The organism is Oscillibacter acetigenes, from assembly GCF_025567605.1.
GTDB classification, from domain to species: Bacteria; Bacillota; Clostridia; order Oscillospirales; family Oscillospiraceae; genus Oscillibacter; species Oscillibacter welbionis.
The window spans coordinates 281359-293177 of record NZ_JAOQKG010000006.1 but is presented as its reverse complement, the minus strand read 5'-3'; the positions used below and the strand labels follow the sequence as shown (position 1 = coordinate 293177).

Sequence of the window (11819 nt, the reverse complement as noted above, 5' to 3'; positions counted from 1 at the left end):
ACTCCTTTTATAGAATCATGTCGCGCAGCGGCGCCGGAAATAGGTCAGTTGCCGCCGGCGGTGGCCTTCAGCTCCCGGCCCTCCTTCAGCAAATCGTGCAGCCGCTGAGTATCCTTGGCCCGCAAGGCGTTGCGGTAGTCCGTCAGGTGGCCGATCAGCTCTTCCAGCTCGGCGGTGAGGAAGTCCTCATCGTCCAGAAACAGCTCTGTCCACATGTCCTCATCCAGACGGGCCACCCGGGTCATATCCTGAAAGCTGCCGGCGGAAAAGCCTCGGCGCTTCTGGGCCTCCGGCGACTTCACATAGGCGCTGGAGACGATATGGGCCAGCTGGGAAGTAAAGGCGATGATGCGGTCGTGCTCCTCCGGCGTTGAGAAGGTGAGGCCCGCAAAGCCCAGGTCCAGAAAGAAGGCCTTCAGCGTCTCCAGCAGCCGCATGTCCGTCCGCTTGTCCGGCGTCAGGATCATAGATGCTCCCACGTACAGGTCCTCTGCGGAGGCGGTGAAGCCGCCCCGCTCCTTACCGGCCATGGGGTGGCCGCCGATATAGGAGAAGCCGCGTTCCTCTGCGATGGGGGCGATGGCCGCCACCACGGTCCGCTTCACGCCGCACAGGTCCACCAGAATGGCGGACTTGGCGATCTGCGGCGCGTGCTGCCGGACCCACTCGATGGCGGCGCCGGGCCGGATCGCCACCAGGATCAGATCCGCCTGGGGCAGGTTCTCCTCCGTCAGGGGGGCGTCGATGGCGCCGCACATCCGGGCCATGGTCATGGTCTCCGCGTTCAGGTCTATGCCCCAGACGGTGTGGCTGGTGCGGTTCTTGATGCTCTTGGCCATGGACCCGCCGATGAGGCCCAGGCCGACGATGGCAACATTCATGTCTTACTCCTCCACCGTCTTCATAAAGTCATGGAGCTTCAGCAGCTTCTTCGCCAGGCCGTCGAACACCTCCGGCTTCAGGGACTGGGGGCCATCGCACAGGGCATGGGCCGGGTCGTTGTGGACCTCGATCAGCAATCCGTCGGCACCGGTAGCCACGGCGCCCATGGCCAGGGGATCTACCAGCCAGCTCTTGCCGGTGGCATGGCTGGGATCGATGATGATGGGCAGGTGGGTCAGCTTCCGCAGCACGGGGATGCAGGCCAGATCCAGGGTGTTGCGGGTGTAGCTCTCAAAGGTGCGGATACCTCGCTCGCAGAGGATCACATTCTCATTGCCGCCGGCCATGACGTACTCGGCGCTCATCAGCCACTCCTCGTAGGTGGCGGACATGCCCCGTTTGATCATGACGGGTTTGTCCTGATGGCCTACGGCCTTGAGTAGGTCGAAGTTCTGCATGTTCCGGGCGCCGATCTGGATCACGTCCACATCCTTGAAGAGGGGCAGCTGGCTCAGGTCCATCAGCTCCGTCACGATGGGGAGGCCGGTCTCCTGCCGGGCCACCTTCAGGTACTCCAAACCCGTGGCCCCCAGGCCCTGGAAGGAGTAGGGGGAGGTCCGGGGCTTGAAGGCGCCCCCCCGCAGCATGGTGGCGCCGCTGGCCTTCACCGCTTTGGCAATGGCCACCACCTGCTCCTCGCTCTCCACAGAGCAGGGACCCGCCATCAGGGTCAGATTGCCGCCGCCGATCTGGGTGTTGCCCACCTGCACCACCGTGTCCTCCGGGTGGAACTTCCGGTTGGCATTCTTGTAGGGCTCCTGGACCCGTTTCACATCCTCCACGATGTCCAGGGCGGCAATCAGGTCGATGTCCAGCTGGCTGGTATCACCCACCAGTCCTAAGATGGTGTGGGCCTCGCCGATGCTGGTGTGGATGATGATCCCCTTTTCCTGGAGCCAGGCGATCAGGCTCTCCAGCTGGTCCCGGTTGGGGTTTTGTTTCAGAACGACGATCATACTGTATTCCTCCTAAAAATGATGGGGCTGGTACAAAAAAGACCCGCAGCCGGTTCGGCTGCGGGTCGTCATGCACTGATAGCCTTTTCCTGGCGTCAGACACGATCACACACATTTTCAGCCAAACCGAAATAAGCCTTACCATAAAAATAGGTAAAGCTAAAGTAACGGTATTCGGCAGAACGGGTGATGTTGGTCATGACTGGGTTCCTTTCCGAGTCCTTTGATAGTTTCAGGATAACACCAGAAAAAGCAAATGGAAATTGACAATGATTCCAAAGAATGCGCCGAAAGGGAAACCGCTGCTGTGCGCTTTTCCCAAAACAGGGTTCAGACAGCCGCTGCGGCGCTGGCAGGCAGGCAGCCGGCCATCAGCAGGGAGGTGGCCTTCAGGATGAACTGCACATCCTTGCGCATATCGGCCACGCCGGCCATGTACTGCCGGTGCAGCTCCTGAAGGGCGTCCGCCACGTCCTGACGGAACTTCTCCCGACGAAGGGCGCGGGTGGCCAGATACTCCTCCAGATAGGCCCGCAGGTCCGTCTCATACTGGTGGTGGCAGAGCATACTGTCGGGATAATTCTCGTTATGGGGATAGGTGAACGCATCCGCCAGATAGTGGGTCAGTTTGCCCAGGGTGTAATACTGCCAGATGGTCCAGCGCTGGCGGCGCTGGAGCCGGGAGATGCGGGAGTAGATGTAGTGCTGGGAGTTGGAGTAGTTATGCCCCCGGAACTTATAGGCCCGCAGGGAGCCCTTCAAATAGGTCAGGGGGTTGCAGTCCGGCTGAAAGGAGCCGAACAGGAAGGCGAGCTCGAATCGTCTGGCCTGAAATCCCTGGGTATTCTCCAGCAGGGTGGCGGCCAGCAGTTTGTGACTGCGTTTCTGCAAGATGCACCTCCATGGAAAAAATCAAGAACAACGCCAGTATAGCACGGCGAAGCGGCCGGGCGCAAGCAGAAAAAAACAAAATTTCTATTAACTCGTCCGCGGAAAAGAGGATTGTGCGGAAGCGGAATGTGCGGTACAATAGACGGGAAAGGGAACCGGCGGCCGCGGCCCCCACGGCGGGCTGTACAAACCGCCGGAGACACCGCCCCGCAGAGGGGCGCGGCAAAGGAGAATGACGATGACAGAACTGACACCCATCCGCCGGGGACGCTGCGCGGGAGCGGGCAACTGGCAGACCCAGTATCAGGCCCTGCAGATGACCGCCCGGGAGGCGGCGGAGCTGATCCGGGACGGGGACACGGCGGCCTTCGCCGCCATGTCCAACTGGCCCTGGGAGCTGGACGGGGCGCTGGCGGAGCGCCTGCTGGAGACCGGCGGCCATATCGCCATCTACGGGCACTTCATCCCCGCCGGGACCCGGCTGCTGACGCCGGAGCTGGCCGGACAGGTGACTTATGACTCCAACTTTTACGGCGTGGAGCGGGGCCTGGAGCCCATGGGCAACGTCCATTACGCCCCCTCCAACCTGAGTCAGACGCCCGCGTGGCTCCTGGCCCGGCGCCCCCGGGTGGCGGCGCTGACCTGCTCGCTCCCGGATGAGAACGGGTGGATGAGCCGCTCCCTGTGGGGCACGGCCCTGAGCCGGAAGGTGCTGGAGCAGTGCGAGCTGGTGCTGGCGGAGGTGAACCCCCGAATGCCCAATATTCCCAGTGATGGGGAGGCCCACACCCGCATCCATGTATCAGAGGTGGACGGGATCATCGAATCCAGCCGTCCTCTGGTAGAGACGCCCATCGCGGCGGGAAACGAGACGGACAGCCGCATCGCGGGCTACATCGCGGATCTGGTGCCAGACGGCGCCTGCATCCAGCTGGGACTGGGAGGGCTGGCCAATACTGTGGGCGAGTGTCTGGCCCATGCGGGAAAGCGGGATCTGGGCGTCCACACAGAGATCCTGAGCACCGGCGTCATGGAGCTGATGCGCCGGGGCGTGGTGAACAACAGCCGCAAACAGACCTGCCCGGGGCGGAGCGTATACGCCAACATGGTGGGCGGGCCGGAGCTGTGGGCCTTCGCCCATGAGAATCCCGCCTTCTGCCAGAAGGAGATCGACTGGGTGAACGATGCCCGGAACATCGCCCGGAACGACCATGTGGTCTCCATCAACAACGCCATGGAGATCGACCTCACCGGCCAGGTGAATGCCGAGAGTATCGGCCCCCGGCAGTACTCCGGCACCGGCGGACAGCTGGAGTGGGTGGTAGGCTCCCAGTGGTCCAAGGGCGGAAAGAGCATCCTGGCCCTCCGGTCCAGCTACCGGGACAAGGCGGGGGTCCTCCACTCCAAAATCGTGCCACAGTTGGCCCCCGGCAGCGTGGTGACCACCCCCCGCACCTGCGTCCAGTATGTGGTGACGGAGTACGGCGTGGCGGATCTGAAATACAAGAGCACCGTGGAGCGGGCCCGGGCGCTGATTGCCATCGCCCACCCGGACTTCCGCCGGGAGCTGGAGCGGCAAATGCCCCTCTGAGTCCCCCGGCCTCCTGTGGATGCTTGGATGACCTGGACAAGGTCCCGCTCTTTCCCGGCGGGGCCTTGTACTGTTTTGCCGAATTTTGCGGCGGCAGCAGAAAAAGGAGCCGGAAGGATTTGACATTCCCCGGCCGTCTCCGTAGAATAAAAAAGTTGAAAAGAATCCGCGCCCTTGTGTGAATACGGCGCAGAGTAACGCGGCGGGGGACCGCCGGGAGAGGCGGTTCACTTTGAAACTTCTAACGCAGATCGGCATCATCTTCGGCATCTGCTGGATCAGCACTTGCATTGAGCAGGTGCTGCCCTTCACCCTGCCTGCCAGCATTATCGGGATGCTGCTGCTTCTGGTGCTGCTGCTTGCACGTGTCATTAAGACAGAACACATCCGGGAGAAGTCGGACTATCTGCTGGGGAATCTCCCCTTCTTCTTCATCCCGGCCAGTGTCAGCATCATCAACTATGCAGATGTGTTACGGGAGAACCTGCTTGCCCTGGTGGTCGTCTGCGCGGTCTCGCTGATTGCCACCTTTGCCGCTACAGTGGGAGCGGTGCGGCTCACCTGCCGCCTGCTGGAGAGGGGGAAGCGGAGATGAGCGCGCTGTGGGAGTCCCCCTTTTTCGGGGTGACGCTGACGATCCTGGCTTACTGGGCAGGCTGCAAAATTCAGAAGCGGACCGGGCTTGTGATCTGCAACGGCCTGGTGCTGGCGGTGATGATGATTATCGCGGTGCTGGCGGTGTTTGACATTCCCTATGCAGCGTACAACGCCGGCGGCAGCCTCATCAACCTCTTTCTGGGGCCGGCCACGGTCTGCCTGGCAGTAACCATCTACGCCCAGATTGACCTGCTGAAAAAGAACCTGCTGCCCATCCTGGCGGGATGCGCGGCCGGGGCGGTGACTTCGGTCCTCAGCATCTGGGGCCTGTGCCGCCTGTTCGGCCTGGACCGGACACTGACCGTCTCCCTCCTTCCCAAGTCCGTCACCACACCCATCGCCACCGCCATTGCGGAGGGGCAGGGCGGCATTGTCTCCATCACCGTGGCGGCGGTGATCTTCACCGGCATCCTGGGCAACCTGTGCGCCCCCGCGCTGGCACGCCTCTTCCGGGTGAAGGATCCGGTGGCGGCAGGGCTGGCCATCGGCGCCTGCAGCCACGCCATGGGCACCGCCCGCGCCCTGGAGCTGGGGGAGACGGAGGGGGCCATGAGCGGCCTTGCCATCGGCCTCTGCGGCCTCGCCACCACTATTTTGGCGCTGTTCTTCGACGTGCTGGTGTAACAAATGAATCCAAGAGGGCCCCGGCCGATGGCCGGGGCCCTCTTGCGCACTTTATACGTAGAACAGCAGGTCGCTGTATACCGGGAAAGGCCAGGACTTGGAGGCAGTCAGCGTCTCCAACTGGTCGGCGGCCTTCCGGGCCTCTGCCATGTCGGGGATCAGCACCTCATGGCAGTAGTTCATGGCCTTGATAGAGCCCACGGGGATAGCGGCCAGATCCGCCTCCAGCTTGGCGCAGTCCGCCTGCAGGGCGTCCGTCAGGGTGCCGATCTGCATGGCTGTGGAAGTCTCATACTGGTGGGGCACACCCATGGCGTCCTTGTGATAGGCCCGCTGGCACAGCTGGTCGGCGTAGTCGGACACCGCAGGCAGGATCTGGTGGCGGATCATGTCCGCCATAGTCTTGGCCTCAATGGTCAGGACCGTGGTGTAGTTCTCAATGTGGATCTCCGCCCGGGCCTCGATCTCCTCCTTGGTGTAGATGCCGTGCTTGACAAACAGATCCACGTTTTTGGGAGCGGTGTACATGGGCAGAGCGTCAGCGGTGGAGGTCAGGTTGGAGAGGCCACGCTTCCCGGCCTCCTCCAGCCATGCCTCGTCATAGCCGTTGCCGTTGAAGATGATCCGCTGATGCTCGGTGAATACCCGGCGGATCAGCTTGGGCAGGTCCGCCTGGAAGTCCCGGGATGCCTCCAGCTCGTCCGCGAACTGTTTCAGCTCCTCGGCCATGATGGTGTTCAGGGCGATATTGGGGCCGGAGATGGACTGGGATGCGCCCAGCATCCGGAACTCGAACTTGTTGCCGGTAAAGGCCATAGGGGAGGTGCGGTTCCGATCCGTGTTGTCCTGGCGGATGGCAGGCAGGGCGTCCACGCCGATCTCCAGCGTCCGCTTGCCGGTGCTCTGGAAGTCCGTGTCGTTGATGATGGAGTCCACCACAGCGGAGAGCTCGTCTCCCAGGAAGATGGAGAGCACGGCGGGCGGGGCCTCCTGGGCGCCCAGCCGGTGGTCGTTGCCGGGGAAGGCCACCGTGGCCCGCAGGAACTCCTGATAGTCGTCCACACCCTTGATGAAGGCCGCCAAAAACAGCAGGAACTGGGCGTTCTGCCGGGGGGTGGAGCCGGGCTTGAACAGATTTTTGCCCGTGTCGGTGGAGAGGGACCAGTTGTCGTGCTTGCCGGAGCCGTTGACGCCCGCGAAGGGCTTCTCATGGAGCAGGCACACCAGTCCGTGGCGGTCGGCCACCTTCTTCATCATCTCCATCACCAGCTGGTTCTGGTCGCAGGCGGCGTTGGCGTTGGTGTAGATCGGGGCCATCTCATGCTGGGAGGGGGCCACCTCGTTGTGCTTGGTTTTGCTGAGCACGCCCAGCTTCCACAGCTCCTCATCCAGATCCTTCATATAGGCGGCGACCCGGGGCCGGATGGCGCCATAGTAGTGGTCGTCCAGCTCCTGTCCCTTGGGGGGCTTTGCGCCGAACAGGGTCCGGCCGCACATCCGCAGGTCCTCCCGCTGGGCGTACTGGGCCTTGTCCACCAGGAAGTACTCCTGCTCCGGCCCCACCTGAACCACCACCCGTTTGGTCGTCGTGTCCCCGAACAGGCGCAGGATTCGCACCGCCTGGCGGCTGATCTCGTCCATGGACCGCAGAAGAGGCGTCTTCTTGTCCAGGGCCTCGCCGGAGTAGGAGCAGAAGATGGTGGGGATGCAGAGGCTACCCTCCTTGATGAAGGCAAACGAGGTGGGATCCCAGGCGGTGTAGCCCCGGGCCTCAAAGGTGGCCCGCAGACCGCCGGAGGGGAAGGAGGAGGCATCCGGCTCACCCCGGACCAGCTCTTTTCCGGAGAATTCCATGAGGATCTTGCCGCCGCCGGCAGGGGCAATGAAGCTGTCGTGCTTCTCCGCCGTGACGCCGGTCATGGGCTGGAACCAGTGGGTGTAGTGGGTGGCGCCCTTTTCCACGGCCCACTGCTTCATGGCCTGGGCGATCTCATTGGCGGTGGAGATATCCAAAGACGTTCCGTCTGTAACGCACTTCTTCCACGCCTCATAGGACGCAGAGGACAGGCGCTCCTTCATGGTGTCCTCATTGAAGACCATGCTGCCGAACAGATCGGAGAGTTTCGTGGTGGTACTCATGCGTTTCATCCTCCTGTATTTATAAAATGTATCGTATCACATCAGATATGGAAAACTCAACAGGAAATGCGGATTTTCCGCCTCATTTGCCGCTCTCGCCGTCATCGGAGGGGCCCCGGGCACAGAGGCCGTCCGCGTCGCATCCCCCAGGACCGGTTGGGCATCCGGAAGTCCCGAAGCATCCAGTTCCGGCCGGAATGGTGTTGCCCGAAGATCTCCCGGTCCAGCAGGCTCACCTTGGTAAAGGGCGGACGACGGCCGCCCTTCCTCCGCAGCGTCTCAAAGTCAAAATACGTCCGGCCGAAGAGGGGCAGCAGCTCTTCCTTGGTACAGATCTTTTGAAAAAACCATGGCCCCGCACATGGGCAGAAGCGCCTCCCGGATGAATTTGCGCATCAGCCGCCGACTGCCCAAAGGGCAGGGTACTGGCGCAGAGCACTCTTTGCTATGGAGCGTATAACAAAGAACGCAGCTTTCTCCTAAAATCTTAGGATGAATAGCTGCGATCCGCGGTACCACCTAATTTGCTCCCATGATGGGATCCCTTTCAAAGCTCCAACAAGCCCGTGTGAGATAACGATCACAACTCGTCGCACTTACTAGCGGAGATCCGCGTTCGGAATGCAGCTGCAGAGTCTTCTTCCCGCGGACTCTTTGTACGGGCTTCCCACTGCCCCCGCTCACTGAACCGGAATTTCCACGATCCTTTTCTCCATCAATGCCTTCTGATGGTTGGATTTGGCCTCGATCTCGAAAGCGATGGTAGCAGTGTATCACCGCCAGCAGCGCACTGTCAACGTCAAAACCCACAAAATCGGCATTCCATTTCCGGCAGCCTTCCCGGCTCCTCCGCTCCGGGACAGCCGAAGGGGTTCCGCCTGAAAAGCGTTCCGGCGCCCCTCCCGCCGCAGGCACGGCGGGCAGGGCGCCCGGACGGTATGAAACGGTCAGAGACTGATCTCCGGGACTTCCCGGCTGGCGCCGGAGAGCAGGGGCCTCACCTGGGCCAGGAAGGCGTCCACCTGCTCCGGACAGCGGCCGATGTACAGCTTCGGGTCCAGCACGGCCTCCATCTCCGCCTCGGTCATGCCGAAGGCAGGCTCCGCCGCCAGGCGGGAGAGCAGGTCGCAGGGCTCCCCCTCCTTCATCCGGGCGGTGGCGGCCATGGAGCAGGTGCGGATGATCTCGTGGAGCGCCTGCCGGTCGCCGCCCCGCTTGACGCCCTCCATCATCAGGTTCTCCGTAGCAATGAAGGGCAGGTACTCCCGGCAGGTCCGGTCCACGATCTTCTCGTTGACGTGGAGCCCGTCGGTGACGTTCTGACTGAGACGCAGGATGGCGTCGGCGCAGAGGAAGCCCTCTGGCATGGAGATGCGGCGGTTGGCGGAGTCGTCCAGGGTCCGCTCCAACCACTGGACGGAGGCGGTCATGGGGGCGTTCATGGCGTCCGCCATCAGGTAGCGGCTGAGAGAGCAGATCCGCTCGGACCGCATGGGATTGCGCTTGTAGGCCATGGCAGAGGAGCCGATCTGGTTCTTCTCAAAGGGCTCCTCCACCTGCCGGTCGTGCTGGAGAAGGCGGATGTCGTTGGCCATGCGGTAGCAGCTCTGGGCAATGGCGGAGAGGCAGTTCAGGATGCGGCTGTCCGCCTTTCTGGGATAGGTCTGGCCACAGACGGCATAACACTGCTCAAAACCGAATTCTGCGGCGATCTGCCGGTTCATCTCGTCAATCTTGGCGCCGTCTCCATCGAACAGGTCCATAAAGCTGGCCTCTGTGCCGGTGGTGCCCCGGCAGCCCAGGAACTTCATGTGGTCCAGGACGAAGTCCAGCTCCTCCAGGTCGGAGAGCAGGTCCTGCATCCAGAGGGTGGCCCGCTTGCCCACCGTCACCAGCTGGGCGGGCTGATAGTGGGTATAGCCCAGGGTGGGGGTGGCCTTGTATTGCTCTGCAAATTTACTGAGGTTCGCCACCACAGCCAGCAGCTCTCCCCGGAGATACCGCAGGCCCTCCCGGTAGATGATGAGATCCGCGTTGTCGGTGACATAGCAGCTGGTGGCCCCCAGGTGGATGATCCCCGCGGCGGAGGGGGCCGCCTTGCCGTAGGTGTAGACGTGGGCCATCACGTCGTGGCGGACCTCCTTCTCCCGCGCCGAAGCCGTCTCATAGTCGATGTCGGTGATGTGGGCCTCCAGCTCCGCCACCTGCTCCGCGGTGACGGGCAGGCCCAGATTGCGCTCGGCCCGGGCCAGGGCCACCCACAGCCGCCTCCAGGTCTCAAAGCGCATGTCGGGGGAGAACAGGTGCAGCATGAACGCCGAGGCGTACCGGGACGCCAGGGGGGATTCGTAACGTTCTTTGGACATAAGAGGTCCACCTTTCTTTCGCTCAAAAGTTTAGGAGGCACCGGCATGGGTGCCTCCAGAGGGTACGATCTGTTTCGCCGGAGGCGAAGCATTTATGAAGCAGGGAGTGCGGTAAAAACTGTAAACAGCCAGAGACAAAAATCCAGGCTGAGCAGTGCCAACAGGAAACACTCGACACCCGCGGAACGATCCTTCGATGCTTTTGAAATGATCCGGTAAAGGAGAAACGGCCAGCAGAGGGCACCTGCCAACGCGATCCACCCGAATACGGCAAACAGCATCGGATTTCCTCCTCACCGAATGATGATGGAATCTCTTTCCGGTCCCACAGACACATAGGTGATATGGCAGCCGATCTCCCGCTCCACGTATTCCACATAGTTCCGGGCCGCCTCCGGCAGGTTCTCCCACTTCCGGACGCCGGAGATGTCGCACTTCCAGCCGGGCATGGCAGTCATGACGGGCTTGGCGTCCGGCAGCACGGCGGGGAAGGGGAACGCGTCGGTCTCCTGCCCGTTCAGCTCATATCGGGCGCAGATGGGGATCTCATCCATGTAGCTGAGCACATCCAGCTTGGTCAGGGCGATGTCCGTGGCTCCCTGGCACTGGATGCCATAGCGGGTGGCCACGATGTCGATGGGACCCACCCGGCGGGGCCGGCCGGTCTTGGCGCCGTACTCACCGCCGGCCTCCCGCAGCTTCTCCGCCTCTTCACCGAACCACTCGCAGGTGAAGGGGCCCTCTCCCACGCAGGAGGAGTATGCCTTCACCACACCGATGATCTTGTCCAGCTTGGCGGTGGGCAGGCCGGAGCCCACAGGGGCATACGCCGCAATGGGGTTGGAGGAGGTGGTGTAGGGGTAAATGCCGTAGTCCAGATCCCGCAGGGAGCCCAGCTGGGCCTCAAACAGGATGTGCTTGCCCTCGGCCTGGGCCTGGCGCAGGAAGGCGCCGGTGTCGCAGATGAAGGGCTTGATCTTCTCGCCAAACTCCGTCACCCATGCCTTCAGGTCATCCATGGTGTAGGGCTTGGCGCCGTAGACCCGCTCCAGCGTCAGGTTCTTCCACTCCAGAATGCCCGCCAGATGGTCCCAGAGCTTTTCCGGGTACAGCAGCTCGCCGGCCATGATGGTCTTCTTCTGGTACTTGTCCGAATAGAACGGGGCGATGCCCTGCTTGGTGGAGCCGTACTTCTTGTCCGCCAGGCGGGCCTCCTCCAGGGAGTCCAGGTCCCGGTGCCAGGGCAGCAGCAGGGACGCCCGGTCGCTGATTTTCAGGTTCTCCGGCGTGATGGCCACGCCCTGGTCCATGACGTCGGACATCTCGGTCCACAGGCTCTCGCAATCCAGAGCCACGCCGTTGCCCAGGATGTTCACCACACCCTTGCGGAAGATGCCGGAGGGCAGCAGGTGCAGGGCAAACTTGCCGAACTCGTTCACCACGGTATGGCCGGCGTTGCCGCCGCCCTGATAGCGGACCACCACGTCGTAGTCCGCGGTCACCAGGTCTACCATGCGGCCCTTGCCCTCGTCTCCCCAGTTGATTCCCACGATGGCACAATTTGACATATCCAAAAACCTCCCGGTTTTGATTTACAGACACTCCGGTCAGGTCGACCTTTTCTCCAAAGATGCCCAACCTTAGTTATTATAT

At 62.2% G+C, this 11819-nt stretch carries 10 protein-coding genes; 3 read left to right on the top strand and 7 right to left on the bottom strand.

All coding sequences use genetic code 11. The features are described 5' to 3' along the window. Nucleotides 1–44: 44 nt before the first annotated feature. The 3 genes from OCV80_RS13715 to OCV80_RS13705 form a co-directional block, all read right to left on the bottom strand. Nucleotides 45–881, bottom strand: a complete 837-nt coding sequence (locus tag OCV80_RS13715; RefSeq protein WP_021748001.1) for a prephenate dehydrogenase — start codon at nucleotides 879–881, stop codon at nucleotides 45–47. Between the two features lie 3 nt (nucleotides 882–884). Then, nucleotides 885–1898 (bottom strand): 3-deoxy-7-phosphoheptulonate synthase, encoded by a 1014-nt coding sequence (gene aroF / locus OCV80_RS13710; protein WP_021748000.1) that lies wholly within the window; start codon nucleotides 1896–1898, stop codon nucleotides 885–887. Between the two features lie 330 nt (nucleotides 1899–2228). Further along, nucleotides 2229–2789: a zinc dependent phospholipase C family protein gene (locus OCV80_RS13705; RefSeq protein ID WP_021747999.1), complete on the bottom strand. Its 561-nt coding sequence runs from the start codon at nucleotides 2787–2789 to the stop codon at nucleotides 2229–2231. Nucleotides 2790–3027: 238 nt separating this feature from the next. Between OCV80_RS13705 and OCV80_RS13700 the strand changes: the two genes are divergently transcribed. The 3 genes from OCV80_RS13700 (at nucleotide 3028) to OCV80_RS13690 (ending at nucleotide 5661) form a co-directional block, all read left to right on the top strand. Further along, on the top strand, nucleotides 3028–4380 hold the full coding sequence (locus OCV80_RS13700; protein WP_267288479.1) for an acetyl-CoA hydrolase/transferase family protein: 1353 nt from the start codon (nucleotides 3028–3030) through the stop codon (nucleotides 4378–4380). A 232-nt stretch (nucleotides 4381–4612) separates the two neighbouring features. Continuing rightward, on the top strand, nucleotides 4613–4975 hold the full coding sequence (locus OCV80_RS13695) for a CidA/LrgA family protein (RefSeq protein ID WP_267288478.1): 363 nt from the start codon (nucleotides 4613–4615) through the stop codon (nucleotides 4973–4975). Continuing rightward, the gene (locus OCV80_RS13690) at nucleotides 4972–5661 is read left to right on the top strand and encodes an LrgB family protein (RefSeq protein ID WP_021747996.1); all 690 of its coding nucleotides are present in this window, start codon (nucleotides 4972–4974) and stop codon (nucleotides 5659–5661) included. The genes OCV80_RS13695 and OCV80_RS13690 overlap by 4 nt, the downstream gene beginning before the upstream one ends. Nucleotides 5662–5712: 51 nt before the next feature. Here OCV80_RS13690 and OCV80_RS13685 read toward each other — a convergent pair whose 3' ends face one another. The 4 genes from OCV80_RS13685 to OCV80_RS13670 form a co-directional block, all read right to left on the bottom strand. After that, entirely contained in the window at nucleotides 5713–7800 is a 2088-nt protein-coding gene (locus OCV80_RS13685; protein WP_256264588.1) for a glutamine synthetase III family protein, read from the bottom strand. A 947-nt stretch (nucleotides 7801–8747) separates the two neighbouring features. Then, on the bottom strand, nucleotides 8748–10166 hold the full coding sequence (gene purB / locus OCV80_RS13680; protein ID WP_267288477.1) for an adenylosuccinate lyase: 1419 nt from the start codon (nucleotides 10164–10166) through the stop codon (nucleotides 8748–8750). Between the two features lie 92 nt (nucleotides 10167–10258). Beyond that, nucleotides 10259–10447: a hypothetical protein gene (locus tag OCV80_RS13675; protein ID WP_136891348.1), complete on the bottom strand. Its 189-nt coding sequence runs from the start codon at nucleotides 10445–10447 to the stop codon at nucleotides 10259–10261. A gap of 12 nt (nucleotides 10448–10459) precedes the next feature. Then, nucleotides 10460–11734 carry an adenylosuccinate synthase gene (locus OCV80_RS13670; RefSeq protein ID WP_021750975.1) on the bottom strand — a complete coding sequence of 425 codons (1275 nt, stop codon included), beginning with the start codon at nucleotides 11732–11734 and terminating at the stop codon, nucleotides 10460–10462. Nucleotides 11735–11819: the final 85 nt, after the last annotated feature.

What these genes read in the sequence shown, in the direction of transcription:
- OCV80_RS13715 (WP_021748001.1), bottom strand. Translation starts at nt 881, where the DNA reads ATGAATGTTGCCATCGTCGGCCTGGGCCTCATCGGCGGGTCCATGGCC.
- aroF (WP_021748000.1), bottom strand. Translation starts at nt 1,898, where the DNA reads ATGATCGTCGTTCTGAAACAAAACCCCAACCGGGACCAGCTGGAGAGC.
- OCV80_RS13700 (WP_267288479.1), top strand. Translation starts at nt 3,028, where the DNA reads ATGACAGAACTGACACCCATCCGCCGGGGACGCTGCGCGGGAGCGGGC.
- OCV80_RS13690 (WP_021747996.1), top strand. Translation starts at nt 4,972, where the DNA reads ATGAGCGCGCTGTGGGAGTCCCCCTTTTTCGGGGTGACGCTGACGATC.
- OCV80_RS13685 (WP_256264588.1), bottom strand. Translation starts at nt 7,800, where the DNA reads ATGAGTACCACCACGAAACTCTCCGATCTGTTCGGCAGCATGGTCTTC.
- purB (WP_267288477.1), bottom strand. Translation starts at nt 10,166, where the DNA reads ATGTCCAAAGAACGTTACGAATCCCCCCTGGCGTCCCGGTACGCCTCG.
- OCV80_RS13675 (WP_136891348.1), bottom strand. Translation starts at nt 10,447, where the DNA reads ATGCTGTTTGCCGTATTCGGGTGGATCGCGTTGGCAGGTGCCCTCTGC.
- OCV80_RS13670 (WP_021750975.1), bottom strand. Translation starts at nt 11,734, where the DNA reads ATGTCAAATTGTGCCATCGTGGGAATCAACTGGGGAGACGAGGGCAAG.